Origin of the sequence: Bradyrhizobium centrosematis (assembly GCF_045571495.1) — a bacterium.
GTDB lineage: Bacteria > Pseudomonadota > Alphaproteobacteria > Rhizobiales > Xanthobacteraceae > Bradyrhizobium > Bradyrhizobium centrosematis.
This window is the reverse complement of sequence record NZ_CP120703.1, coordinates 2803803-2828498: the sequence shown is the minus strand read 5'-3', so window position 1 is coordinate 2828498 and position 24696 is coordinate 2803803. Positions and strand designations below refer to the sequence as shown.

General features: G+C 65.3%; 23 protein-coding genes. 8 read left to right on the top strand and 15 right to left on the bottom strand.

Features of this window, described 5'->3' with window-relative positions; all coding sequences use genetic code 11:
• Positions 1-80: 80 nt before the first annotated feature.
• Positions 81-1736 carry a fumarate hydratase gene (locus P6U31_RS13470; RefSeq protein WP_407188930.1) on the bottom strand — a complete coding sequence of 552 codons (1656 nt, stop codon included), beginning with the start codon at positions 1734-1736 and terminating at the stop codon, positions 81-83.
• Between the two features lie 213 nt (positions 1737-1949).
• Here P6U31_RS13470 and P6U31_RS13465 point away from each other — a divergent pair, with 213 nt between their 5' ends.
• The 4 genes from P6U31_RS13465 to P6U31_RS13450 all read left to right on the top strand — a co-directional run bounded on the left by P6U31_RS13465 (position 1950) and on the right by P6U31_RS13450 (position 5118).
• A complete protein-coding gene (locus tag P6U31_RS13465; protein ID WP_407188929.1) occupies positions 1950-2423 on the top strand; it encodes a hypothetical protein in 474 nt (157 codons plus the stop codon).
• A gap of 234 nt (positions 2424-2657) precedes the next feature.
• Positions 2658-2831, top strand: a complete 174-nt coding sequence (locus tag P6U31_RS13460) for a hypothetical protein (protein WP_407188928.1) — start codon at positions 2658-2660, stop codon at positions 2829-2831.
• A 405-nt stretch (positions 2832-3236) separates the two neighbouring features.
• Positions 3237-4358 carry a helix-turn-helix transcriptional regulator gene (locus P6U31_RS13455; RefSeq protein WP_407188927.1) on the top strand — a complete coding sequence of 374 codons (1122 nt, stop codon included), beginning with the start codon at positions 3237-3239 and terminating at the stop codon, positions 4356-4358.
• Between the two features lie 85 nt (positions 4359-4443).
• Positions 4444-5118, top strand: a complete 675-nt coding sequence (locus tag P6U31_RS13450) for a methyltransferase family protein (protein WP_407188926.1) — start codon at positions 4444-4446, stop codon at positions 5116-5118.
• Positions 5119-5130: 12 nt separating this feature from the next.
• Here the strand turns inward: P6U31_RS13450 and P6U31_RS13445 are convergent, their stop codons facing one another.
• The 9 genes from P6U31_RS13445 to flgB all read right to left on the bottom strand — a co-directional run bounded on the left by P6U31_RS13445 (position 5131) and on the right by flgB (position 13708).
• Positions 5131-5838 carry a glutathione S-transferase gene (locus P6U31_RS13445; RefSeq protein WP_407188925.1) on the bottom strand — a complete coding sequence of 236 codons (708 nt, stop codon included), beginning with the start codon at positions 5836-5838 and terminating at the stop codon, positions 5131-5133.
• 322 nt (positions 5839-6160) lie between these two features.
• Positions 6161-7156, bottom strand: coding sequence for a Tim44 domain-containing protein (locus P6U31_RS13440; RefSeq protein WP_407188924.1), 996 nt, complete (start codon positions 7154-7156; stop codon positions 6161-6163).
• Positions 7157-7360: 204 nt separating this feature from the next.
• Entirely contained in the window at positions 7361-9943 is a 2583-nt protein-coding gene (gene cckA / locus P6U31_RS13435; protein WP_407188923.1) for a cell cycle histidine kinase CckA, read from the bottom strand.
• 155 nt (positions 9944-10098) lie between these two features.
• Entirely contained in the window at positions 10099-11178 is a 1080-nt protein-coding gene (gene flhB / locus P6U31_RS13430) for a flagellar biosynthesis protein FlhB (protein WP_407188922.1), read from the bottom strand.
• A 7-nt stretch (positions 11179-11185) separates the two neighbouring features.
• Entirely contained in the window at positions 11186-11956 is a 771-nt protein-coding gene (gene fliR / locus P6U31_RS13425; protein WP_128926711.1) for a flagellar biosynthetic protein FliR, read from the bottom strand.
• 179 nt (positions 11957-12135) lie between these two features.
• Positions 12136-12399, bottom strand: a complete 264-nt coding sequence (gene fliQ, locus P6U31_RS13420; RefSeq protein ID WP_011088555.1) for a flagellar biosynthesis protein FliQ — start codon at positions 12397-12399, stop codon at positions 12136-12138.
• A 114-nt stretch (positions 12400-12513) separates the two neighbouring features.
• Entirely contained in the window at positions 12514-12822 is a 309-nt protein-coding gene (fliE, locus tag P6U31_RS13415) for a flagellar hook-basal body complex protein FliE (protein WP_128926713.1), read from the bottom strand.
• Positions 12823-12838: 16 nt separating this feature from the next.
• The gene (gene flgC / locus P6U31_RS13410; RefSeq protein ID WP_407188921.1) at positions 12839-13264 is read right to left on the bottom strand and encodes a flagellar basal body rod protein FlgC; all 426 of its coding nucleotides are present in this window, start codon (positions 13262-13264) and stop codon (positions 12839-12841) included.
• Positions 13265-13303: 39 nt separating this feature from the next.
• A complete protein-coding gene (gene flgB, locus P6U31_RS13405; protein ID WP_407188920.1) occupies positions 13304-13708 on the bottom strand; it encodes a flagellar basal body rod protein FlgB in 405 nt (134 codons plus the stop codon).
• A gap of 354 nt (positions 13709-14062) precedes the next feature.
• On the opposite strand from flgB, the gene P6U31_RS13400 reads away from it, so the two are divergent.
• Positions 14063-15037: a flagellar biosynthetic protein FliO gene (locus P6U31_RS13400; protein ID WP_407188919.1), complete on the top strand. Its 975-nt coding sequence runs from the start codon at positions 14063-14065 to the stop codon at positions 15035-15037.
• Complete coding sequence (gene fliP, locus P6U31_RS13395; protein WP_407188918.1) at positions 15034-15792, top strand: flagellar type III secretion system pore protein FliP; 759 nt, start codon at positions 15034-15036, stop codon at positions 15790-15792. The genes P6U31_RS13400 and fliP overlap by 4 nt, the downstream gene beginning before the upstream one ends.
• A 138-nt stretch (positions 15793-15930) precedes the next feature.
• Here fliP and P6U31_RS13390 read toward each other — a convergent pair whose 3' ends face one another.
• The 5 genes from P6U31_RS13390 to fliL all read right to left on the bottom strand — a co-directional run bounded on the left by P6U31_RS13390 (position 15931) and on the right by fliL (position 22742).
• Positions 15931-19689 carry a tetratricopeptide repeat protein gene (locus P6U31_RS13390; protein WP_407188917.1) on the bottom strand — a complete coding sequence of 1253 codons (3759 nt, stop codon included), beginning with the start codon at positions 19687-19689 and terminating at the stop codon, positions 15931-15933.
• A gap of 102 nt (positions 19690-19791) precedes the next feature.
• Complete coding sequence (locus P6U31_RS13385; protein WP_407188916.1) at positions 19792-20556, bottom strand: MotE family protein; 765 nt, start codon at positions 20554-20556, stop codon at positions 19792-19794.
• A 9-nt stretch (positions 20557-20565) separates the two neighbouring features.
• Complete coding sequence (locus P6U31_RS13380; protein WP_407188915.1) at positions 20566-21012, bottom strand: DUF6468 domain-containing protein; 447 nt, start codon at positions 21010-21012, stop codon at positions 20566-20568.
• Positions 21009-22211, bottom strand: coding sequence for a flagellar motor switch protein FliM (gene fliM, locus P6U31_RS13375; RefSeq protein ID WP_018321852.1), 1203 nt, complete (start codon positions 22209-22211; stop codon positions 21009-21011). The genes P6U31_RS13380 and fliM overlap by 4 nt, the downstream gene beginning before the upstream one ends.
• A gap of 30 nt (positions 22212-22241) precedes the next feature.
• Positions 22242-22742, bottom strand: coding sequence for a flagellar basal body-associated protein FliL (gene fliL / locus P6U31_RS13370; protein ID WP_128926721.1), 501 nt, complete (start codon positions 22740-22742; stop codon positions 22242-22244).
• Positions 22743-23120: 378 nt separating this feature from the next.
• On the opposite strand from fliL, the gene flgF reads away from it, so the two are divergent.
• A complete protein-coding gene (flgF, locus tag P6U31_RS13365; protein ID WP_407189840.1) occupies positions 23121-23882 on the top strand; it encodes a flagellar basal-body rod protein FlgF in 762 nt (253 codons plus the stop codon).
• 16 nt (positions 23883-23898) lie between these two features.
• Complete coding sequence (gene flgG, locus P6U31_RS13360; protein ID WP_407188914.1) at positions 23899-24687, top strand: flagellar basal-body rod protein FlgG; 789 nt, start codon at positions 23899-23901, stop codon at positions 24685-24687.
• The last annotated feature ends 9 nt before the right edge of the window (positions 24688-24696 follow it).

The following is a 24696-nucleotide window of genomic DNA, read 5'->3' as shown; positions in this document are numbered from 1 at the left end:
CGGGCGTCTCGAAGGATGGCCTCAGGCGAAATCGCTCGCCTCTGCGACGGCTTTACCGCAAGTGAAGGCGATGTGAAGGGCTAGCCCAAATTCAGCTCCTTGAAGAAGTCGTTGCCCTTGTCGTCGATGATGATGAAGGCGGGGAAGTCGACGACTTCGATGCGCCAGATCGCTTCCATGCCGAGCTCGGGATATTCGAGCACCTCGACCTTCTTGATGCAGTGTTCGGCGAGGTTCGCCGCCGCACCGCCAATCGAGCCGAGATAGAAGCCGCCATATTTCTTGCAGGCCTCGCGCACGGCCGGCGCGCGGTTGCCCTTGGCAACCATCACCATCGAACCGCCGGCGGCCTGGAACTGGTCGACGAAGGAATCCATCCGGCCTGCGGTGGTCGGACCGAACGCGCCGGAGGCGTAGCCTTCGGGCGTCTTGGCGGGGCCGGCATAATAGACCGGATGGTTCTTGAAATAGTCCGGCAGCGGCTCGCCCTTCTCCAGCCGCTCACGCAGCTTGGCATGGGCGCTATCGCGCGCGACGATCATGGTGCCGGTCATCGAGACCCGGGTCTTGATCGGGTACTTCGAGAACGTCGCCAGAATGTCCTTCATCGGCTGGTTGAGGTCGATCTTGACGACCTCGCCACCGAGCGATTGCTCGACCTGCGGCAGGTACTGCGCCGGGTTGTGCTCGAGCTCCTCGAGATAGACGCCGTTTTTGGTGATCTTGCCGAGTACCTGGCGGTCGGCCGAGCAGGACACGCCAAGTCCGATCGGGAGCGAGGCGCCATGACGCGGCATGCGGATGACGCGCACGTCATGGCAGAAATACTTGCCGCCGAACTGCGCGCCGACACCGAGCGACTGCGTCATCTTGTGGATTTCCTTCTCCATCTCGACGTCGCGGAAGGCGTTGCCGTCGGGCGAGCCGTGGGTCGGCAGCGCATCGAGATAGCGCGCCGAAGCGAGCTTCACCGTCTTCATGCAGAGCTCGGCCGAGGTGCCGCCGATGACGATGGCGAGATGATAAGGCGGGCACGCCGCGGTGCCGAGCGTGAGGATCTTTTCCTTCAGGAACGCGAGCAGCCGGTCCTTGGTCAGCACCGACGGCGTCGCCTGGAACAGGAAGCTCTTGTTGGCGGAGCCGCCGCCCTTGGCCATGAACATGAACTTGTAGGCGTCATCACCTTCGGCGTAGATCTCGCACTGCGCCGGCATGTTGTTGGCGGTGTTCTTCTCCTCGTACATCGAGAGCGGCGCGACCTGCGAGTAGCGCAAATTGCGGCGCAGGTAAGCATCGCGCGCGCCTTCCGATAGCGCCGCCTCGTCGTCGCCGTCGGTGATGACGTTGCAGCCCTTCTTGCCCATGATGATCGCGGTGCCGGTGTCCTGGCACATCGGCAGCACGCCGCCGGCCGCGATGTTGGCGTTCTTGAGGAAGTCCAGCGCGACGAACTTGTCGTTCGGGCTGGCCTCACTGTCCTCCAGGATCGAGCGGAGCTGCTTCAGGTGCCCCGGGCGCAGGTAATGGTTGATGTCGCCAAAGGCGGCCTCCGACAGCGCCCGCAGCGCCTCGCGCGACACCACCAGCATGTCCTTGCCGAGCACCTTCTCGACCCGGACGCCCTCGGACGAAATCTTCTTGTAGGGCGTCTCGTCCTTGCCCAGCGGGAACAGCGGGGTGTGCTTGTAGGGCGGAACGGGCTTGGACTGGTCGGGGAAAGCGGTCGGAGCGTTCATGGGGCAAATCTCGGGGTTTTTGGGCCCTGGCGGGCCTCTCAGCATAGAAGCGTTCTAAGCCCATTTTGACCGGAAAGGAAAGGGAACGGCGCGCATGGAAGGGGCCGGCGCGGGCACGGGGCAGGCACGGACGCAGCACGTGGAAAGCCCGACCCCGCCCTTGCGCTTCGCCTCCGCCGACGCTTGAATGCGCGCCCTAAGGGGCTTTTCATCATGACATTCAAACTGAACGTCCGCGGCGCGATCCTGGTCGCCGCCGCCCTCACCGGCCTTGTCGCTCTCGCTTCGCCTGCCCGCGCCGATCGTTGTGACGACAGCGCCAAGGAGCTGGCGAACCAGATCGACCGCCTCAAGGTGAACTTTCGCGCCGGCAATATTGTCTACCTGACTCACCCGGCCGCGAAGGAGCTGTCGGTCGGCTGCCGCGGCGACAAATATTCCATCGAGCTCTACGCCAAGGGTGATCGCAAGCCGAAGCCCGAATTCTATACGCTGGTCGGATCGATGGCGGCGATCGTCTTCACCGTGACCAAGGACGACACCACGACGGGCGCGACACGCTGCCTGAAGCGGATGGGCCTGCTCCGCGGCGACAAGATCACCATGCGCTACCGCCGCCTCAACATGGAATGCACCCGCACCAAGACGGAGGCGTCCATCGCGATCACGCGCGGCAAGGACGAATAGAGCACGCATTGCTCTTGCTGCCTTCGCGGTGCAGCTGGGCCGCGACGCCGCCGGCCACGGACTCCGTCATTGCAAGCTACGCTCGCAATGACGAGGAGAGATCTGTGTGCGCTCTCATGCAGCTGGATGAAACCGTGTCCCGCATCGATTCGCTCGCATTTTAACGATCGCCTTGAAGGAATTTTCGCTCCTCACAGCGCAGGCTCAATTGTTTCCATGTGTGAGGATTTGCGGATGAAGGCTTCTACCGTAGCACCGCCGCCGATCGCGATCGTGGTTCCGAGCTACGACACGACCAAGCAGCAGGACGATCAGACCAAGGTCAAGGACGAGGATCCCACCTTCAAGCCGCAGCCGCCGGCGCCGCTGCCGCCGGGTCAGGGCACGCGGATCGATCAGCTCGCCTGATCGGTCCCTCCAAGGGCCGATCGCCAATCCGGTCGATCAGCCTCATTTCGCGTCCGGCCGCATCTTTGCCGGATAGCGCGATCATACATGCGCGGCCGCTCGGGACCTGCGCATGATCGCAAGACCGCAATTGCCGAACCTGATCCTGGTTGCCGCGCCATCGGCGCGCGGCCGGTTCCATTCGCGCGGATGCCGCACGGGCTCTCCGCATGCCCCGCCTTGAACCCAGCCCCGCCTCGGCCATCTCCCCTCCACGTATCGTCAGCTGGTAGCCCCCGCCTCCGGTTTGGAAGGCGTCGTCAAGTGTGATCCGGCTCATGAAATTTCCGCATCCGGCGTGCTCATCTGCGAGGCCGAACGAGCCCATCCAAGCGTCTTGTGGGCGAGCGTCTGTGGGACAAGCCAATGGAAATGAATGAAAAGCTGCTGTCGCTGGTGGCGGACATCTACGATGCAGCGCTCGACGATTCGCGATGGCCGGCCACGCTCGGCAGCATCGTCGACCTCGCCGGTGGCCAGAGCGGCGGCCTCGTCCGGATCGGAGCGGCCGGCGAGCCCGTGATCTCGCATGCCGTCGGCGTCGACCCCGCCTATATTCAGTCCTACGTCGAAACCTACGAGCCATTCGACCCCTCGCGCGGCGTGCTCCACGCGCCGGTCGGCCGGATCCAGACGATCGGGGACTGGATCGACGCCGAGGAATTCCGGACGACCGTGTTCTACAACGAATGGACGCGGCCGCAGGGGCTCGAGGATGCCGCCAATGTTCTGCTCGACAAATCCTCCGAGGGAATATCCCGCCTCTCCATCATGAAAGGCGGCGGTCCCGTCGACCGCAGGATGTACGGGGTGATCTCCCACCTCACGCCGCACGTGCAACGGGCCATGCTGGTGAGACAGAAGCTGCTGCAGCAGGAGGCGTTGGAGACGAATTCGGTCCGCACACTCGACGCGCTGCGAACCGCCGTGCTGCTGCTCGATGCCGAAGCTCATATCACGCACCTCAATGCGAGCGCGCGCGACATCCTGGAAGAGGCCGAAATCCTTCGTTCGGTCCATGGCCGGCTGGTGGCGTCCGACCCGAATGCCGATCGTCTGCTGCGCCAGGCGCTGGCGGACACGGTTCTCGGCGACCGGGCGATGACGAACGCAAGCATCTCGCTGCATCTGACGGCGCGCGACGGCTCGAATTATGTCGCGCATCTGCTGCCGCTGACCGCCGGGCGCCGGAAAAGATTCGGGGCCAGCTACGATGCCTGCGCCGGGCTGTTCGTCAGTAAGGCAGCGCTCGATACGAGCGTCGCGCCCGACGTCATCCGCAAGCTGTTCAAGCTGACGCCGACCGAGCTGCGCGTGTTCCTGTCGATAGTCCAGATCGGCGGGGTTCCTGACGTCGCGAGAAGCATGGGCGTCGCCGAGACGACGATCAAGACTCATCTCGCCCGGATCTTCGCCAAGACCGGGACCAAGCGGCAGGCGGATCTGGTTCGGCTGCTGGCGGCCTTCACACCGCCGATCAAGGTCTGACTCCAGCTCCCGTCGCGCCGTGGCCGCATGTTTGCCGGAAAGAAACGGCATCAATGTGCCGGCGCAGGATAGAGCAAGATCGACCATGATCGCCAGACTGTTGCTGCAGAACACGATCACGACCGTCGCGATGGGCGCGCTGCTGTTCGCCTCCGCCGGGACCTTGCGCTGGCCTTCGGCCTGGGTCTTCCTCGCGACGTGCATCCTGCTCGGCCCGCTCTGCGGCTGGTGGCTCTACCGGGCCGATCCGGCGCTGCTCGCCGAGCGCTTGCGGCCACTCCTGCAGAAGGATCAGCCCGCCGCCGACAAAGTGTTCATGAGCGCACTCATCCTTGCGATGCTGGCCTGGCTGGTGCTGATCGGCGTCGACCGGCGATTTGAATCGTCCGACATGCCGCTCGCATTGCAGGCGGCCGGCTTCGCGCTATTCCTGCTCTCGACGCTGATCACGCTCTGGGTCTTCCGCGAGAACTCGTTCGCTGCTCCCGTGGTGAAGTTGCAAGCCGAGCGCGCGCAGCGCGTGATCTCGAGCGGCCCCTACGCCCATGTACGCCATCCCATGTATAGCGGCATGGTGCTGTTCTTCAGCGGCGTATCGCTTTTGCTCGGCTCGTGGTGGGGCGTTGCGATGGTCCCGATCCTGGTCCTGCTGTTCGCGATCCGCATCGGAATCGAGGAACGCACCTTGCGCGACGGCCTGCCCGGCTATGCCGACTACGTATCACGGGTGCGATATCGCCTGGTGCCGGGTGTCTGGTGAGGGCCGATCAGGCTAAACATCCAGCTCGCGATAGCGGCGGAAGATGCCCTGCTCGTTGAAGGGAATGCGGCGCGGGCTTTCGAGATAGGCCTTGATGCTCGGCCGCGACGCGACGCGATCGTGCAAGGCCACCAGTCCCGGAATGTCCGTCTCGAACGCCTTCATGCGCTTGGGGAAGGCATAGCGCAGCCCGGCAACGATCTGGAACAAGGAGAGATCGACATAGGTCAGCCTTCGGCCGGTGACATAGGCGCCGCCATTGCCGGTGAGAAGCTGCTCGAAATAGCCGAGATATTTCGGCACCCGCTGGTCCCAGAAATCGGCCGTGCGTTTCTTCGCCGGCGGCTTCTGATCTTCGTAATAGAGCGAAGGCCCGAGCGGATGATGGGTGTCGTGGATCTCAACCACGAAATCGGTGATGGTGAGCTGCAGCTGGTGCACCCAGAGCCGGCCGGCTTCCGTCTTCGGCGCAAGCCCGTGGCGGCCGCCGAGATAGAGCAGGATATTGGCGGTCTGGCCGATGACGAGCTTGCCCGCTTTCAGGAACGGCGGTGCAAAGGGCGGCGTACCCTGTTGCGCCCCCATCATCTTCATCATCGCAGCCGTGCCGCGCGTTCCGCGCGCGACATCGACGTAAGCCGCGCCCGCCTCCTCCAGCGCCAGCCGCACATATTCGCCGCGGCCCTGGATCTCGGGCCAGTAGTAGAGCTCGTATTTCATGGGAGAGGTCCGTGAGCGTGAATGCGTCAGGACCAATGTAGCATATGGCTCCGAGTTCCGGCAGGATGAGACGCAATGGCCGCGCCAAATACTCGGTCAGCGCAGCGAAGCAATCCAGAAATTCCTCCTGGAGGCATTCTGGATTGCTTCGTCGCAAGGGCTCCTCGCAATGACGGGAGAGAGCTTCGTGGCCTTACTCAATTCGACGCGAAGCAGTACAGCCCATCGTCGGCTGTGTTCTTCAGATCGGCCTGATAAGGGCACCCAAAGAAAAGGCGCCGTGCCGAAGCACGACGCCTTTCCCAGCTCAATCGCTTGGCGATCAGTTGGTCTGCTGGATCGCCGACAATTCCCAGCCGGTGCCAGGCCGCCGGGCGAACGTCCACACCTCAGTGGCTTCGCCAGGCTGCTCGCTGCCGGCGACGACGGCGCCGCTGTTGCGGTCCAGCGTCTTGTCGGTCAGCGCGAAGCGCAGCGCCACCGTGGCGTAGTCGGTCTCGCCTTCGCGCCAGGCTTCGGCGAGATCGCCCTGCAGCAGCTTGACGTTAGTCACCTTGTTGACGACGCCGCGCGCGCGGTTCTGGGCAAGGTCCTGCTCGAAGTAGGAGACCATCTCCGGCGTTGCGAGCGTGTGGAGCTTGGCCACGTCCTCGTTCGACCAGGCCGTCTGGATCTCGCCGAGCAGGCGCTCGAACGCTTCATAGTCATCAGGCTTGATCTCCAGCGGTGCATTGTTGGCGTTGGCGCCGAAGCCGAAGCCACCAAGACCGCTGCGCTGGTTCACCTGGGGTCCGGAACCTGCGCCTGCGTCGGCATTGGCATAGGCTGCCTGCGGCGTGTGACGGCGCTGCCACCAGGACATCGCCAGCCGCACCACCAGGACCACGAGCGCGATCTGGATGATCAGGCCCAGGATCGAGGACAGACCGCCGAGGCCGCCGAACAGGCCGCCACCGAACAGCATGCCGAGCAGGCCGGCGCCGAGGAAGCCGGCCGCGAGGCCGCCCATGAAGCCGCCGGCGCGGCCGAACAGGCCGCCGCGGGCGGGCGCGGAGGCAGCCGAGTTCATGCCTGCACCGGGCTGGGTGTAGGTACGGTTGAACTGCGAGGCCGAGCCCGGCGCCGTCGAGGTCGACGGCGGGGCCGAATAGGTGCGCGAGCCGCGCGAACCCGACGACATGCCGCCACCGACGCGCGCGTCGGCCGACGAGATCGCCAGCGCCGTCGGTAGCGCGAGCGCCAGCACGACGGCAAGCGTCTTGAAGAGAGTGCGGGAGCGTAACGAGAAATTCATGTGCGTTTCCCAAATCCCCGGCATGGGGACGTGCGCTTAAGATGGGCAGACTTCCCGAAAAGTGAAGCCGTTTTCGGAACTTGCGGCTGCGGCCCTCAGTCGCGGGGATGTGGCAAAAGCCCATATTCGGCGGGGATTTGGGCCGGTGCGGGGGAACCGTGGTTGCCGGTTACCGGTCCACCAACGAGGTGGCTTCCGGTTTTTCTCGTCGCATCGGAAGCGCAGCTCTCACCCCGGCTTCGTCATGGTCTCCTTCACCGCCGCCACCAGCTGACTAAGCGTGAACGGCTTTGGCAGGAAGTCGAACTGCTGGCCTTCGGGCAGGCTCTTCTCGAAGGCGTCCTCAGCATAGCCGGAGACGAAGATGAACTTGATGTCGGGGTTCTTCTCCCGCATCGCCTTGAGCAGCGTCGGCCCGTCCATCTCGGGCATGACGACGTCGGAGACGACGAGATCGATCGCACCGCCCTGCTCGTCCAGCACCTCCATGGCCTCGACGCCGTTCTCGGCCTCGACCACGGTGTAGCCGCGCGAGCGCAGACCGCGGGCGTTCAGCGCGCGCAGGCCCTCTTCGTCCTCGACCAGAAGAATCGTGCCCTGCCCGGTGAGATCCGTGCGCGGCTTGGTCTCGACGGCCGCAGGTGCGGCGTCCTTCGCGGCGCCATTGGTCGCGCCGGCCACGGCCGGCTGCTCGACCTGCACCTCCGGCTCGGCGTGATGGCGCGGCAGGAAGATGTGGAACGAGGTGCCCTGCCCCGGCTCGGAATCGACGTAGATGAAACCGCCGGTCTGCTTGACGATGCCGTAGACGGTGGAGAGACCAAGGCCCGTGCCCTTGCCGACCTCCTTGGTCGAGAAGAACGGCTCGAAAATCTTGTCGCGGATGTCGGCGGGAATGCCGGTGCCGGTGTCGGCGACCTCGATCCGGACATAGTCCGCGGCCGGCATGCCCTTGTAGGCGAGCTTGCCTGCCTCTTCAGTGGTGACGTTGGCGGTGCGGATGATCAGCTTGCCGCCGTCGGGCATGGCGTCGCGCGCGTTCACCGCCAAGTTGACGATCACCTGCTCGAACTGGGAAACGTCGACCTTCACCGGCCAGAGATCGCGGCCGTGGACGAGGTCGAGCTTGACCTTCTCGCCGATTAGGCGGCGCAGCAGCATGGTGAGATCGCTCAAGGCATCTCCGAGATCGAGCACCTGCGGCCGCAGCGTCTGCCGCCGCGAGAACGCCAGCAGCTGCCGCACCAGGGTCGCGGCCCGCGTCGCGTTCTGCTTGATCTGCATGATGTCCTGGAACGACGGGTCGGTCGGCTTGTGCGCGTTCAGCAGGAAGTCGTTCGCCATCATGATGGCGGAGAGCACGTTGTTGAAGTCGTGAGCGATGCCGCCGGCGAGCTGGCCGACCGTCTCCATCTTCTGCGACTGGTTGATCTGGTTCTCCAGCGCGCGCCGCTCGGTGGTCTCGAGCATGTGCACGATGGCGGCTTCCGCCTCGTTCTCGGCCGCATCCACCGGCGTGACGAAGAACTGGCCCCAGCGTTCCTTGGCCCCTTCCAGCGCCACCTCGACGGGGGCGATGTCGGCCTGGCCTTCGGCAGCCTGGTTGATGGCCGCGATCAAGAGGTGCCGGTCGCGCGAATTGACCGCGCGGAAGATCGACTTGGAGGCGCTGTCGAGCCCGAGCGCCTGGCCGAGCTTGGCGTAGCGCGCATTGGCACGCACGACGTTGCCGGCGCGGTCGACGGTCGCGATCGCCATCGGCGTATGGTCGAAGAAGCGCATGAAGCGCACTTCGGCGGCGCGGTCGGGATCGCTGCGCTCATCGCGGGCGCGGCTGATGACGAGCGTGCGTGACGGCCCCGGCGCACCATCGGCACCGAAGGCGAGCTTGTGATAAAGCCGCACCGGCATGGTCTTGCCGGTGCGCATGCGCAGGTCGATGTCGAAGACCTCCGTCTTCACTTCGCCCGGCACCGCCACGATCGAAGTCAAGAGCGAAGCGCCGTCGCCGGAGACGATGTCGGTCAGCCTCAGGCCGCCCGAGCCGATCTCGGCGAGGTCGTAGTCGAGCCAGTTCGCCAGCGTCGCGTTGACATAAGCGAGCTCGCCGGCCGGGTTGACCGAGAAGAAGCCGCACGGCGCGTGATCGAGATATTCAATGGCGTGCTGGAGCTCCTGGAACACGTCCTCCTGGCGTTCGCGGTCGCGGGTGATGTCGGCGATCGACCACACCGCGTATTTCGCCTCGCGCTTGCCGGGGCCGAGCGGGCGCACCCGCATCCGCAGCCAGCGGCCCTGGCTTCCGTCGTGGCCGGAGATGCGCACTTCTTCCTGCTGGCGCTTGCCTTCGCGCGCGGCCTTCAGCAGCCGGAATACGGCCTCGGAGACGTCGGGATTGCCGATGAAGACGCGCTCCACCGGCCGCACGTCCTGCGGGCCGCTGGCGCCGGTCAGCGTCAGATAGGCGGCGTTGGAATAGACCACGTGGCCGCGGCTATCTGTGACTGCGAGCCCGTCGAACGCGTGATCGGAGATGCGGCCGATGATGGGATCATCGAGGTTGCGGTCGGCAAAGCGGATGATGCCGGCGGCGAAGGCGAACAGGTTGAACAGGCCGACCATCGCCAGCACGGCAAGGATGCCGAGGATATAGGGCTGGGCCTGCGCACGCCCGAGCGTCATCAGCCCGACGGCGACGGCGACGAGGCCGGCAGCCACCAGCAGCACCAGCGCAATGCTGCCCGAGCGCGGCGACGGCTCGTGCGCCGCAACGGGCTCGCGTGTGAGGTCGTGGTCGGTCTCGACGGTCATTCTCGAGCTGGCGCAGCCTGTCGGCAGAGAATCAACGCGCACCGGGGCGCGCGGGGTCCTCCCTGCCTGAATCGGACCCTGAGGTGCAAGGGCAGCGGGGGCGAAAGGTACGCTGATTCCCAGATTACGGCCATTTCCGGTACTTTTCGGGTGTTTTATCCCCGCCCTGCGCTGAATCCGCGCTTCAGCCGCATGACGTAGCCGATGACCTCGGCGACCGCATGGTAGTGCTCGGCCGGGATTTCCTGGTCGATGTCGACGGTGGCGTAGAGCGCACGGGCCAGCGGCACGTTCTCCACGATCGGGATGTCGTGCTCGCGGGCGATCTCCCGGATCTTGAAGGCGAGGTTGTCGACGCCCTTGGCGACGCAGATCGGCGCCGACATGCCCCGCTCGTAGGACAGCGCCACCGAATAGTGGGTCGGGTTGGTGATGATCACCGAGGCCTTGGGAACCGCCGCCATCATGCGCTTCTTGGCGCGCTGCTGCCGCAATTGCCGGATCTTGCCCTTGATGTGCGGATCGCCTTCGGACTGCTTGAATTCTTCCTTGATCTCCTGCAGCGACATCTTCTGCCGCTGGAACCAGCTGCGATACTGGAAGAAATAATCGGCGATGGCGATGATCGCGAGCGCTGCGACCACCGCGCCGAGCAGGTGAACGGTCATGCTGGTGCTGGCGCCGAGCATGGCGGCCGGATCGAGCCTCACCATCGCCTCCATGCGATGCCGCTCCGGCCACAGGATCATGGTCATGACCGCGCCGAGCACCACCAGCTTGCCGATGCCTTTGAGGAAATTAGCCGCCGCCTGCTTGCCGAAGATGCGCTTGAAGCCTGCCGCGGGCGAGATCTTGCTGAACTTGGGTGTCAGGGATTCGGCCGACCAGACCAGGCGGTGCTGCAGCATGTTGCCGGCAATCGCGGCCAGCATCAGCATCAAGAGAGGCACGCCGACCGCGGCAAGCACGGCGAATTCGATCTGCTGCATCAGCGCGAGCAGAGCCTTGCCGTCGGTCTTGATCATCCAGGAATTGGCGAGCAGATTGCGCATCGGCGTCAGCAGCCCGCCGCCCACCGAGCCCGAGAAGGTCGAGACCACCAGCGTGCCGCCCGCCATCATGAACCAGGTGTTGATCTCCTGGCTCTTGGCGACGTCGCCGCGTTCGAGCGCGTCGTCGAGACGCTTTTGTGTCGGGTCTTCTGTTTGACTTTCGGGATCGTTGTCTTCCGCCATCTATCCCTCACTTCAGCGGCATCATCTGGTGCATGACACCGATGAAGTAATCCAGATAGGTGCCCATCATCGCCGTGAGCACCACGGCGAGTACCAGGAAGCCCGCGAAGATCGAGAGCGGCACGCCAACGAAATAGACCTGCATCTGCGGCATCAGCCGCGCCAGAATGCCCAGCCCGATGTTGAAGACGAGGCCGAACACCAGGAACGGCCCGGAGAGCTGCAGGCCCAGGCGGAACGCGGCGGCGAAGGCGCGCGTCGCGAGCGAGGCGACATCGCCGCTCGACACCGTCTCGCCCGGCGAGAAGATCGTGTAGCTGTCGTTCAGCGCCGCGATCACCAGATGATGGCTGTCGGTGGCAAACAGCAGCGTCACCCCCAGCATGGTCAGGAAGTTGCCGACCAGCACGCCCTGCTGCCCCTGTGTCGGATCGACCGAGGTGACGAAACCGAGACCCATCTGCTGCGCGATCACCGATCCCGCGACCTGGAGCGCCGACAGCGTCACGCGCGCGGTCGCGCCCAGCACGATGCCGATCGCGATCTCATGCAGCATCAGGACCAGGAGCGGCGCGAGCGAGCCCATGTCGACCTGGTAGGCGTTGCGGTGCAGCGGCAGGATGATCAGCGTGAGCAGCAGCGCGATCGACAGCTTGATCCGCGTCGGAATGTTGGTCTCGCCGAGGCCAGGCAGCAGCATCACCATCGCACCGACCCGGGCGAAGGCGAGCATGAAGGACGCGGCGAGCGCCGGCAGCAGCGAAACGTCGATGCGCATAGCCGAATGCCTCGGCTCCAACATTCGCATGCCATCGCGGCAGGCACTTTTGCGAATGTTGGAGCCAAAGAGGCATTCGCAAATATCAATAGTCGTGCGGCTATTGGATTTGACATTCGCCAACGCGACTCGCGGAGCCCCAGGGCGAATGTCAAATCCACCGCACGACGCATTGTGCCTCAGCCACCGATGATTCGCGACGAGATCCGCAGCATGTGGGCGTGGAGCGAGTCGGCCATGAACGGCAACGCCAATAGCATCGTGGCGAAGATGGCGAGGATCTTCGGCACGTAGATCAGCGTCTGCTCCTGGATCTGCGTCAGCGCCTGGAACAGCGACACGATGACGCCGACCACGAGGCCGACCACCATCAGCGGCGACGACACGATCACGATGGTCCAGATCGCATCACGCGCGACGTCGAGGGTTTCGGGTCCGGTCATTTGGGAATTCTCACTGCAGGATATTTCCGTCATTCCGGGGCTCGCGAAGCGAGAACCCGGAATCTCGAGATTCCGGGTTCGGTGCTTCGTGCCGCCCCGGAATGACAGCTGTCATCAGATCGGCATCTTCATGATGTCTTCATAGGCCGCGATCACGCGGTCGCGGACCGAGACCAGCGTGGACACCGCGACGTCGGTGTCGGCGACCGCCGTCACCACGTCCATCACGTTGGCCTTGCCGGAGGCCATCGCGATCGTCTGCGCGTCCGACTTGCGACCGGATTCCATGACGCTGCCGACGGCGTCCTTCAGCAGCGAAGCAAAGGATTGCCCGCTTGCCTCGGTGCCTTTGCCGGCACCACTGTTCTCCAGCACCCGGGCGAGGTTGGCATAGGCGTTGGCGGCGATTGTCGGTGATGCCATGGCTCAATTATCCTGTTCAGCTCTTGAGAATGTCGAGCGTGCGCTGGATCATCCGGCGCGTCGCACTGATGATGTTGAGATTGGCCTCGTAGGACCGCTGCGCATCGCGCATGTCGGTCATCTCGACCACCGAGTTCACATTGGGATATTTGACGTTCCCTGCCGCGTCCGCGACCGGATTGTTCGGCTCGTATTTGACGCGGAAGTTCGACTGGTCGGGCTTGATCCGTCCGAGGGTGACGACCTGCGCGTCGAGCGTGCGATCGAGCGCGGAAGAGAAGGTCGGAACCTTGCGCCGGTAGGGATCGCCGCCGGGGGTCTGCGCGGTCGAATCCGCATTCGCGATGTTTTCCGAGATCACCCGCATGCGGCCGGCCTGCGCCCGCAGGCCGGAGGTCGCGATCGCCATCGAGCGGGCAAAGTCGCTGCTGTCATTGGCCATGATGCGCCTTCCCTAGCTGTTCTGTTCCGGGATCATGCTCTAGGCCTTGCCGATCGCGGTCTTGAGCAGGTGCAGGCTCTTCGAATAGAGCGAGGTCGCTGCCGCGTAGTCCATCTGATTGCTGGCCGCCTTCATCATCTCCTCTTCGAGATTGACGGCGTTGCCCGCAGGGCGGGTTTCGAAGCCCGCGTTCTTGTTTTGGTCGAATCCGGACGCCGCGCCTGACGGCGTCATGTGCGAGCCGCTGGTCCGGGTCAGCGCCAAGGGGCCCATCGAGCCGGTGACGGCCCCGCTCTTGTCGAGTTTCGGCTCGACCAGGTCGCGCGGCCGGAATTTGGGCGTGTCGGAGTTGGAGACGTTCTCGGACAGGACGCGCTGGCGTTCCTGGTGCCATTGCATCTTGGTCCGAAGCGCCGACAGCACCGGGAGGTCGTTGATGGACATCGTCGCGGCTCCTTCCGCCTCTTGCGGACCTCGAGGTCCGAAGCTAGGCAGAATTTGCCGCCTGTATGGTTAACAGCTGGTTAAGGAAGACCTCGGCGCCTGTCCCCGCGTGGGACAGGAAATTGCGCCCGGCGTGATTCTACGCCTCCAAAAGTGGCATTAACCCAACCATTTGGCGGCGAATGCACAGGCCAAGAAGTCGTTTTGGATCGAGCGATTCATAGGTTATTAGGGAGTTGGGGACGGCAAAACTTGCCGTAGGACGTTAAGAGATCGCAGTTTGGGGCATCGTAGGCCCGTGGTCGGCACATCTGACCATGGGCACGAGAAAAGCGCCATTTGTCGGGGACAAGAATGCAAGGCAGCCCTATCACGTTCATCGTCGCGTTCATCGTCGTTCTGGCGTTGATCGGCGTCGCTGCTTGGCTGGTTCGCCGATTCGCCAGCAGCCGGCTCGGCGCCAACACCCAGCGCGGCAGGATGCCCCGCCTTGCCGTGATCGACGCCGCCGCCGTCGACGGGAGGCGTCGCCTGGTGCTGGTCCGGCGTGACAATGTCGAGCACCTCCTGATGATCGGGGGCCCTACGGACATCGTCGTCGAGCCCAACATCGTTCGCGCCGCACATAGCCGCGATCAGCTGCCGCAGCGTCCGAGCGCTGCCGAGCCGCCGCGTCTTGCCCCCATGCCCGATACCGGCGGCTGGGCCGACGAGGCGCCGCGGCCCGAGCTGCTCGATCATCCCGAGCCGCAAATGCCCGAGCCGCCGCCGCGCCCCACACGCCCGTCCTTCGCCGACGAATTGCGGCGGCCGGCTCCCACGCTGGCCGAACGCCGCAGCGAGCCGCCGATGGGTGGCTTTCCGCCCGAGCCGATTCCCCCGCGTGCCGAGCGCGAACCGCGTCCCGAGCCGCTGCCGCCGCGCGCCGCGCGCAGCGAGCCACCGCTGATGCCGCGTCCGCCGCGCCAGAGCGAGCCGGTCAAGATGCCGCCGCCGGTGCGCGCCGAGCGTCCCGCAGCACCGCCGCCTCCTCCCGTGCCGCAGGCCCCGCCCGTCCCGCCGCCGGCGCCCGCGGCTGCGCCGTCGAGCGCGGAGCAGAACCTCGCCGAAATGGCCCAGCGTCTCGAAGCTGCGCTGCGCCGCCCCGCTGGCGAGACGGTCGCGCCTCCCGTCGCGCCGGAGCCGCCGGCCGCCGCCCCGCGGGCGGCACGCAGCGAGCCGGCGACGCCACCGGCTCCGCCGCCGAAGCCGGCCGCGGAAAAGACCAGCTTTGAAAATCTCGAAGACGAGATGGCCTCGCTGCTCGGCCGTCCGAAGCCGTCTTCGTGAGGCTGCCGTCCCTCCCGCGTAGAGTTCTCTTCCTTTCTGTCCTGTTCGGCGCGGCCTCGCTCGCAGGCTTTGCGCATGCGCAGGACATCAGCATCAATCTCGGCGGCGGCGCCGGGGGTGGCGGCGTCACCGAGCGCGCGATCCAGCTCATCGCGCTGCTCACCGTGCTCTCGATCGCGCCGTCGATCCTGATCATGATGACCTCGTTCACGCGCATCGTGGTCGTGCTGTCGCTGCTGCGCACCGCGATGGGCACCGCGACCGCACCGCCGAACTCGGTGATCATCGCGCTGGCGATGTTCCTCACCTTCTTCGTGATGGGGCCGGTCCTGCAGAAATCCTACGACGACGGCATCCGCCCGCTCGTCGCCAACCAGATCGGCGTCGAGGACGCGCTCGAGCGGGCCTCGGTCCCCCTGCGCGGTTTCATGCAGAAGAACGTGCGCGAGAAAGACCTCAGGCTGTTTCTGGATCTGTCGCGCGAGCCGCCGCCGGCCACCCCCGACGACCTCGCGCTGCGCATCCTCGTCCCCGCCTTCATGATCTCCGAGCTGAAGCGCGCCTTCGAGATCGGCTTCCTGTTGTTCCTGCCCTTCCTGATCATCGACCTCGTCGTCGCCTCGGTGCTGATGTCGATGGGCATGATGATGCTGCCACCGGCAACGATCTCGCTGCCGTTCAAGCTGATCTTCTTCGTGCTGGTCGACGGCTGGTCGCTGGTGGCGGGGAGCTTGGTGCAGAGCTACGGGGGGTAAGGCGCTTCAGGCAAGGACGCCAGCGAATCCCCTCCGCCACAACACGAGCCTTCCGCTCTCTCCTCGTCATTGCGAGGAGCCCTTGCGACGAAGCAATCCAGACCGCCCCGCGGAAAAACTTTACCCGGCAGCCGTTCCCTATCGCGTCATCTTGATCTGCCGCACGACCGGGATCGTCGGCAGCGAGCCGGTGTGCTCGGCTTCGTCCTTGGCCTGCGGCGTGCCCGGCGCGCGGGCGGTGGCGTCGGGGAAGCGCTGCTTCATCTCGCGCAGGAAGCCGTCGAGCGTATCGACGCTGGCAGCGAGCTTGGCGATCTCGGCGAATTCGGCGCTGGAGGCCGCGGCCGGCTTGCTGGCGATGTCGAAGGCAAGACGGTCGGCGCTCTCGCTCATCAGCGGCGCGTACTTCTCACGGAAGCGCGACAGGCCAATTGAATCGTCGGCGAGCGCATAGCCGACGGCGGCGCGGATGATGTCGCTCTTCTCCACCGTGTTGAGCGGCTTGAAGTCGCGGAAGCGCTCGCCGTAATAGAGCTCGATCTGCTCGGCAGACTCGCGCCAGCGCCGCGCCGCCCAGAAGATGTCCGAGCGCAGGCGGAGCACTTCGCGCCCCGAGACGTTGGAGACGATGTCGAGCGCGAGATCGTGACGGCCGACATCGCTCTGTGCGCGCGCCTCCAGCAGCAGGCGCTGCTGCCTGAGCTCGCCGGAGAGATCGCTGATGCGGCTCGCGCGCAGCGCGGTGATCGCCATGTCGGGCTTGCGATTGGCGAGATAGATCATGGCAAGGCGCGCGGCCACCTGGGCGCGCGCGGCACCTTCAAGGCGGTGGTCGACCTGGTATTGCAGGAGCTCGGCGGCCTGGTCGAGCAGATCGATCGAGGCGAGACGGTCGGCGAGCCGGCGGATCAGTTCGTCGCCGCGACGGCCGATCGGCGTCAGTTCGCGAAACTCGTAGAACATCCCGAGTGCCTCGACCGGCGGCAGTTCGTCGCCCTTCGGTCCCAGGAAGATCTGCGTGAACAGCTCGGAGGCGAGGTCCTGCGCCTGTCGCGAGGCTTCCGCGTTCGGCTGGAGCCTCGTCGCGGTGCGCGCGGCGGTGAGCGCGTCCCGGTAACGTCCGTTCTCGGCATAAAGGCGCGAGAGCATCTGCAGCGTCTTGACCTCGATCGCGTCGCCGCGCCAGGTCATGGACAACGTCTCGAGCTCGCGCAGCGCCTCTTCCTTGCCGATCTCGTCGCGCTTCTGACGCAGCGCGACCTCGAGCTGCTTGGCCTCGGCCGCCGCCGCACGGTCATTCGAGGCGACCGCGAACTTGTAATCGTCCAGCGCGTCCTTGTCGTGGCCGAGCGCCTCGGCGAGCCGGCCGCGCAGCACGGCGAAGCCGGGCGCGGCCTCGGGCGGGACGCCGACGACCTCGAGCTCGCTGCGACGCTTGGAGGCGCCGGCATAGTCCTTCACCTCGAGCGAGGCGCGCATCGCGTCCATCGTCACGATGCGCTGGATGTCCAGCGGCAGCGAGGCAATGGCGAATTCGACATTCTTGAACTTCTCGCGGGCATCCGCCCATTTGCCCTGACGCGCAAACGCGAGCGCCTTCCACAGCTGGGAATCATGGCTGTTGCCGATCACGGGATTGGCGAGGTCCTTCAGGCCCTGCGACGGCCGGCCGATCAGGATATTGGCAATCGCATGCATGATCAGCGCGCCGCTCTCCTCCTTGTTGAGGGGGTCGGTCAGCATGACGTCGGTGACGGCCTTGGCCTCGTGATACATCGCGCGCGACATGTAGAACTGCGCGAGGTCGAGCCGCGGCAGCGAACGCAGGGCCGGTTCGACAGCCGCGATCGCCGTCATCAGCTCGCTCTGGCGCGCCATGAAGTTCTCCGACTGGCCCTTGCGCCAGCCTTCGGGGCTGAAGACCGGGCGCACCGCGGTCGGCGCCCGCTCGGCCGAGATGTCGACCGGCGACAGCGTCAGCCCACCCTTCTTGCCGAGGATCACCTTATCGGAGCCGACCTCGACGCCGATCTCTTCGGAGTTCGGCCGGATCGCGATGCCATGCGCGGATTCCAGCAGCGAGAGATCGACGAGGTCCTGCCGCTTGATGAAGCCGCGCACCGGCCGCTGCGCAGTGACGACATAGAGCGCGTCGCCGGCGTCGGGATCGATCAGCTTGTGCAGCAGGCCCGGATTGGCGAAGGGGATCGCGATGTTGGCGAGCGCGGGATCGGTGATGTTGCGCGACATCATCAGCGGCAGCGGCGTCGACTGGATCTTGTCGGCCAGCGTCAGCAGCCAGTTGGTCTCCTTGCCGACCTCCTCGCTCGCCAGCGAGTAGACCAGCGGGCGGGTGAGACGGATGCGCACCGCCTGCCCCTGGTCGAGCGGGATGCGACCGACCTCGCCGATCATCGCCCCGCCCTTGGTGCGGATCGCCTCGACATCGATCGGCTTCGGCGTATCGAACACCAGCCAGACGGTGTCGCCGCGGCGGAACGCGGCTGCGGCCGTTGCGACTTGAATCGGGAACGTCACGCGCAAGCCATCGCTGTCGCGACGCGCATCGACGCTGGCAACGGTCGGCTGCGACGCGGCCTTGGGGGTTTCTTTGGGGGCTTCCTTGGCAGCTTGCTTGGCAGCCTCCTTGGCAGCTTCCTTGACCGGCTCCTTCGCGGCCTCTTCGGGAGGCGCGGGCATGGACGACGCGGCCGCGGCTTGCGCAGCGGGGGGCGCCGGCTTCGCAGCTTCCTTGGCAACTTCCTTCGCAACTTCCTTGGGAGCTTCCGCTGCGTGCGCGGCCTCGGCCATGGGAGCCGGCGCCGGTTTCGGCGCTTCGGCGGGCGGCATCGCGGCGGATGCGTCCGGTTTCGCCTCGGGCTTGACCTCGATCCTCGCCTCGCGCGCGATCATCTCGGAGGTCGGCGGGGCGACGTCGCGATGGGCGTCCTTCGGCTTCTCGGCCGCAGGCTTGTCGGGCGCCGGTCCGTGACCGGCCGGCTTCATTTGCGAGATCGCCGCCTCGGGCGTCGCGGCCGTCTTGCCCTTGTCGGGCTGGAAGGCGACGTCAACGACGTAGTTCTTCTCGTCGCGGAACGAATGCACGTCGGAATCGCCGATCAGCGCGATCTCGACATTGGTCTGGTCGATGTCGGCCTTCTGCTTGATCGAGGCGACGTTCGGCGGCGCCGCGACGACCGCATCCGCCAGATCGAAATTGAGGTTGGCGTTGAAGGCGAGCGTGAGCTTCTGCTCGTTGAGCACGGAGGACACGCCGACGCCGTCGGGCATCTCGAACACGAAGCGCACGAAGGTCGGCTGCACCGAGGCGCGCACGCGGATCGGCGGACGCTTCTTTGTCTCCGCCGCGGCGCGCTGGGCGCGCAGCGCGCGCTCGGCGATGCGCGCACGCTCGGCCAACTCCTTGACGACATCCATGGGCAGGCTCGGCGGCGGTCCCTTCCAGCCCTCGGGCAGGAGGTCGATGAAGGTCCGCTCGCCGGCGTTCATGGTGTTGACGGTGACGCGCCGCGCCAGCGACAGGCGGATCGCGCTGCCGTCAGGATCGCGGCGCGCGGAATTGATGTAATCGGGGGCGCCTTCCGGCACGCGGTCGACGGGAACGTCGACGGGCCGGTCGAAGCGGACGATGAGGATGGAGCCTGCGGTCGTCACCTCGGAGGGAACGTCCTCGCCGAGCTTGATGACAAGGCGGGCAAAGCCGCCGCCGGCGGAAAAACTCGCCTCACCCCTGACGGGATCAGCCGCCCGGGCAGGCGCACCAAGGCCGATCAGCAGGCAGACCGCCAGCACGCCCGCATGTCGGACATGACGCGACAGCCCCCACGCCGAAGCGCGGGCTCGCGACACAAATCCAGCGGCAGCCTCTCGCGCCATTGGCGGAATTCTTCCGTTTCGACGGTTGACGCCGGTCCTGATGCCGGCCCCTGCCCTCGACTCTAAGGTTTGGCCAATTAAGGACTTCTTAAGTATGAGCCCTCAATTCGGCTTTTGCGTCGGCTTGCCGTCGATCTTGGGCAGGTCGCCGGCCGAGGCCGACTGATCGCCGCCGCCATTGGCGCGGCGGGCCATCTCGACCGTCAGCCGCTCGGCGGCCTCCGGTGACATCAGTCCCATGATGTCCGACATCTTTCGCGGCGCGATCGCCGAGGCGATCTCGATCAGCACGGGCATTTCGAGGCGATCGAACACCCGTGCGGCGTCCTTGGGCTTCATGCCCTCGTACATGGTCACAAGGCCCTTCATGCGCTGGGCTTCGGCGGCCTTCTGCTCGGCCTGTGTCGCAGAGATGCGGTTCTCGACCGCCTTCATCTCCTCGACCTTGCCTTCGATGCGCTTCTCGGCCGATTTGAGCAGGCTCTCGCGGATGTCGATCTCGCGCTGGCGCGCCTCGATCTCCTGGCGCCGGGCCTGCAAGCGCTCGAGGATTGCGCGCTCGGAGGCCGAGACCTGCGGCTGGGCTTCGTCGACCTTGACCACGGTGCCTTCCGGCTTGGTCTCGGGCGCGGCAGGCTTGGGCGCCTCCTTCGGCGCGCCATGGGTCGAGCCAGTGGTGATCTCAGGCTCCTCGCGGCCGGTCGGGAAATTCAGGTTGTTCTCCGCCCAGGACTTCGTGGCCTGGTTCGGCTTGTAGTCGAAGACATAGCCGCCATTGGTGACGAGGCCCGCCACCTTCAGCGTGGCGAGGCCAGCGACGGCAATCAGAACGACCGGGATGACACGGATGTTACGAAAGGACTTCATACCCTGACTTCATGCGGCAAGACCGTTGGAGCGTCGACGCTCGGAGAAGGCTTCGGCCGCAGCCGCCACCGCCTTCGCGGTCGAGGGCTTGGCCGCCGGCGCGGCAACCGCTTCCGGATTGGTGACGGGGCGCGCGGCGATCGCGATCTTGGACAGGCGCCGCACCACGTTGTCGGCTTCGCCGAGCTGCTTGTAGAGCTGGTCCGACATCTGCGTCGCCGCGGCGAGCTGGCTGCCGAGATTCTCGTTGACGTCACGCACGGCGAGCTTCAGCCCGCCGATCGCACGCTCGGCGATCTCGGTCGCGGTGATCAGCTCGCCGATCACCGCCTTCAGCGAATGCTCGTCCGCCTTCAGCCGCGTCAGGCGCTTATTGAGCATGACGCAGTAGACGATCGTCAGCATCAGCAGGACAGCCACCAGCGTCTCGATCGCCATTCCCAGGGAGTGGTTCATGGGGCCTCCATCATCTTGTTCTGCTCGTCCACCTTCTCGAACATCGCAAGTGTCGTACTTGGCTTGCGCAAGGGTTTCGTCACGCGGATCGCGACACGGTCGCCGACCCGGCCCATCCGGCCCTCGGTCAGCGTGACGTCGCCGCAGCGCACGGTGACGTTGGCGTCGGCGCGCATGTCCAGCGGCAGCGTGTCGCCGACCTTGAGCCGCATCAGCTGCTTGAGCGGGATGTCGGCCTCGTAGAGCACGGCATCGACGGCGATCTCGGCTTGCACGATCTCAGTGGCGAAATGGCCTTCCCAGACCGGATCGCGGCCGAATTTTTCGCCCATGAACATCTGGAGCAGGACGCCCCGGATCGGCTCGATGGTCGCATAAGGCAGCAGGAGTTCGATGTTGCCGCCGCGATCTTCCATGTCGATGCGCAGGCGCACCAGGATCGCGGCATTGGCGGGACGGCTGATCGCGGCGAAACGCGGGTTGGTCTCGAGCCGGTCGATCGTGAAGGTCACCGGCGACAGCGGCCGGAACGCCTGCTCGGCGTCGGCCAGCACCACCTCGACCAGCCGCTTCACCAGCTCGGTCTCGATCGTGGTGTAGGGCCGGCCCTCGATGCGGAGCTGGCTGGTGCCGCGGCGGCCGCCGAGCAGCACGTCGATCATCGAATAGATCAGGTTGGAATCGACCGTCGCCATGCCGAAGTTCTCCCACTCCTCGGCCTTGAAGACGGTGAGGACGGCGGGCAGCGGGATCGAGTTCATGTAGTCGCCGAAACGCACCGAGGTGATGCGGTCGAGCGAGACTTCGACGTTGTCGGAGGTGAAATTGCGCAAGGACGTCGTCATCAGCCGCACCAGGCGGTCGAAGACGATTTCGAGCATCGGCAGACGCTCGTAGGAGACCATCGCCGAGTCGATGATCGCACGAATGCCGGAATGGTCGTCGAGCGTGACGTCGCCGACGGTGAAGCCGAGGAGATTGTCGATCTCCTCCTGCGACAGCACCCGCTCGCCGGAGTTCTTGCCGCTTCCGAGATCGCGGCTGCCGTCCTCGACCATGGCGGCCCATTGCAGGGCCATGGTTTCCGACAGCTCGTTTTCGGCGGCGGCCTTGGCGGCCTCCGCGGGATCCTCGGAATCGAGCGATGCCTCCCATTGGGCGGCAATCGCATCCTGGTCCATTTGCTCGTTGCCGGCCATGACGCTAGTCCGTCACCTTCCTTGGCGCCATCACTGGACCACGACTTCCTTGAACAGCACCGCGCTGACCTGGATCGGGGCGACTGCCGCGTTGACGCGCTTGGTCAGCTCCTCCTTGAGGCGGAAGATGCCGGCGGAACCGTTGAGGTCGGAGGGGCGCAGCTCGCGCACATATGTCTGGAAGATGTCGGTGACGCGCGGCATCGTCGGCTTGATCGCCTCGATCTGCTTCTCTTCCTTCAGCTCCAGCACGATCTTCAGCCGCAGATATTGCACGCGCTCGCCCGGCGCGCCGGCGAGGTTGACCATCATGTCGGGAACGTCGACGAAAGCCGGCGGCTTCGGCGGCGGCGCGGCCTCGGCATGATGCTCGTCGTCGCCGTGACGGAAGAAGAAGAACCAGGTCGCAGCGCCGCCGCCGAGGACGGCGAGCAGGCCGACGGCCATGATGATGAGCTTCAGCTTGTTCTTCGGCGGAGCGGCTTCCGCGCCCTCAGCGGCTGCGCCGCCTTCCGCTTCATTCTCTGCCATGGTCGCCGCGCCCGGGTCTCTCAAAGGGGTCGAAAGAGCGAAGCCTCAAGACAGTGACGCGATACAAATGCCCCGGCGCAATGCGCTCCTTTTCATGGCAAACGCTACGGTAATAATGGTTAACGGAATCTTTCGATTGGGCTTCCACTAGGAAAAATCTGCCGGGCAAACATGGCTAACAGAACCTTTCTGCCGCCCTCCCGCGCCCAGAAAAAATCGCCAAAACACTGAAAATACAAGATTTTCCGGGTTGGCACGGCTTTCGCTGAGAGAGGGCCGAGACCGAACGGTTTGGGAGAACCTGACGGTCTCGTTCACGGGGTCCGCCAAGGCGCTTGGGAGAGCGAAATGGCAGACCTCACTCAGGGGAGATCTCCGATGCAGAACGCGCTTCTGATCGGCTTGTCACGGCAGATGACGTTGGAGCGGCAGATGGATGTCATCGCCAACAACGTCGCCAACGCCAACACCAACGGCTTCAAGGCCGATCATTCGCTGTTCGAGGAGTACCTCAACTCGAACGCGCGTGAGGACAATTTCATGGGTCCGGACCGCCGAGTCTCCTATGTGCAGGACCGCGGCACCTACCGCGACATCGGCCAGGGGCCGATGGAGCCGACCAGCAATCCCCTCGACATGGCGATCGACGGCAACGCCTATTTCGCGGTGCAGGCCAATGGCGGCGAGCTGTTCACCCGCGACGGCAAGTTCTCGCTCAACAACACCGGCCAGCTGGTCACCTCGGACGGCAACCTGGTGCTCGGCACCGGCGGCCCGATCACCTTCCAGCCGACCGATCACGACATCAACATCGCGCCCGACGGCACCATCACGGTGCTCGAGGGTACCGCCAAGACCGACTCGATCCGCGGCAAAATCCGCATGGCCTCGTTCGACGACCCGACCAAGCTGACCAAGCTCGGCGCCAATCTCTATTCGGCCGGCTCAGCCACCCTGCAGGCCGAGACCAAATCCAGCGTGCGCCAGGGCTACATCGAGAAGTCGAACGTGAACTCGGTCGGCGAGATGACGCGCATGGTCGAAGTCATGCGCAGCTACACCGCCATCGCCAATCTGCTGCAGCAGCAGAGCGACCTCCACAAATCGGCGATCGAGAAGCTCGCCGACGTTCCGGCCTGATTGAGGGAGAACTGAGATGCAGGCGCTTCACACCGCAGCGACCGGAATGGCGGCACAGGAACTCAACGTTCAGGTGATCTCCAACAACATCGCCAACCTGCGCACCACCGGCTTCAAGAAGCAGACCGCGGCGTTCCAGGACCTGATCTACGAGCATGTGCGCCGCGTCGGCGCGCAGGCCTCGGACCAGGGCACCATCCTGCCCGTCGGCGTCGACATCGGCGGCGGCGTCCAGACCGTCGGCACGCCGCGCAGCATGACCCAGGGCACGCTGTCGCAGACCGGCAACGATCTCGACCTCGCGGTCTCCGGCGAAGGCTTCTTCAAGATCCTGATGCCTGACGGCACCTACCAGTACACCCGCGACGGCACCTTCCAGATGGACAACCAGGGCCGCGTTGTCACCGCGCAGGGCAACCCGGTGCAGCCGACCATCACCATCCCGCAGAACGCCTCGGGCCTTTCGGTCAATGAGCAGGGCCAGGTCTCCGTGACGCTGCCCGGCTCATCGACCTCGACCATCCTCGGCCAGATCGGCCTGACCCGCTTCATCAACAAGGCGGGCCTGCAGCCGGTCGGCAGCAATCAATTCACCGAGACGCCTTCTTCCGGCCCGCCCCAGGACGGCACGGCCACGGCCGAAGGTTACGGCAAGATCTCGCAAGGCAGCCTCGAGCAGGCCAATGTCGACGTCGTCTCGGAGATGAGTGATCTGATCGCCGCCCAGCGCGCCTACGAGATGAACGCCAAGGTGATCAGCGCTGCCGACCAGATGATGCAATCGACCACGGCGCTGTTCCGCTGAGGCAATGAC

Coding starts and splice junctions, on each gene's coding strand:
- P6U31_RS13400 (WP_407188919.1), top strand. CDS start 14,063: ATGCAAGGCAGCCCTATCACGTTCATCGTCGCGTTCATCGTCGTTCTG.
- P6U31_RS13450 (WP_407188926.1), top strand. CDS start 4,444: ATGATCGCCAGACTGTTGCTGCAGAACACGATCACGACCGTCGCGATG.
- cckA (WP_407188923.1), bottom strand. CDS start 9,943: ATGACCGTCGAGACCGACCACGACCTCACACGCGAGCCCGTTGCGGCG.
- flgC (WP_407188921.1), bottom strand. CDS start 13,264: ATGGCCAATGACAGCAGCGACTTTGCCCGCTCGATGGCGATCGCGACC.
- fliE (WP_128926713.1), bottom strand. CDS start 12,822: ATGGCATCACCGACAATCGCCGCCAACGCCTATGCCAACCTCGCCCGG.
- P6U31_RS13465 (WP_407188929.1), top strand. CDS start 1,950: ATGACATTCAAACTGAACGTCCGCGGCGCGATCCTGGTCGCCGCCGCC.
- P6U31_RS13380 (WP_407188915.1), bottom strand. CDS start 21,012: ATGAACCACTCCCTGGGAATGGCGATCGAGACGCTGGTGGCTGTCCTG.
- P6U31_RS13385 (WP_407188916.1), bottom strand. CDS start 20,556: ATGAAGTCCTTTCGTAACATCCGTGTCATCCCGGTCGTTCTGATTGCC.
- fliL (WP_128926721.1), bottom strand. CDS start 22,742: ATGGCAGAGAATGAAGCGGAAGGCGGCGCAGCCGCTGAGGGCGCGGAA.
- P6U31_RS13455 (WP_407188927.1), top strand. CDS start 3,237: ATGGAAATGAATGAAAAGCTGCTGTCGCTGGTGGCGGACATCTACGAT.
- flgF (WP_407189840.1), top strand. CDS start 23,121: ATGCAGAACGCGCTTCTGATCGGCTTGTCACGGCAGATGACGTTGGAG.
- fliQ (WP_011088555.1), bottom strand. CDS start 12,399: ATGACCGGACCCGAAACCCTCGACGTCGCGCGTGATGCGATCTGGACC.
- P6U31_RS13460 (WP_407188928.1), top strand. CDS start 2,658: ATGAAGGCTTCTACCGTAGCACCGCCGCCGATCGCGATCGTGGTTCCG.
- fliM (WP_018321852.1), bottom strand. CDS start 22,211: ATGGCCGGCAACGAGCAAATGGACCAGGATGCGATTGCCGCCCAATGG.
- flgB (WP_407188920.1), bottom strand. CDS start 13,708: ATGTCCATCAACGACCTCCCGGTGCTGTCGGCGCTTCGGACCAAGATG.
- P6U31_RS13440 (WP_407188924.1), bottom strand. CDS start 7,156: ATGCCGGGGATTTGGGAAACGCACATGAATTTCTCGTTACGCTCCCGC.
- P6U31_RS13470 (WP_407188930.1), bottom strand. CDS start 1,736: ATGAACGCTCCGACCGCTTTCCCCGACCAGTCCAAGCCCGTTCCGCCC.
- P6U31_RS13445 (WP_407188925.1), bottom strand. CDS start 5,838: ATGAAATACGAGCTCTACTACTGGCCCGAGATCCAGGGCCGCGGCGAA.
- fliR (WP_128926711.1), bottom strand. CDS start 11,956: ATGCGCATCGACGTTTCGCTGCTGCCGGCGCTCGCCGCGTCCTTCATG.
- P6U31_RS13390 (WP_407188917.1), bottom strand. CDS start 19,689: ATGGCGCGAGAGGCTGCCGCTGGATTTGTGTCGCGAGCCCGCGCTTCG.
- flgG (WP_407188914.1), top strand. CDS start 23,899: ATGCAGGCGCTTCACACCGCAGCGACCGGAATGGCGGCACAGGAACTC.
- flhB (WP_407188922.1), bottom strand. CDS start 11,178: ATGGCGGAAGACAACGATCCCGAAAGTCAAACAGAAGACCCGACACAA.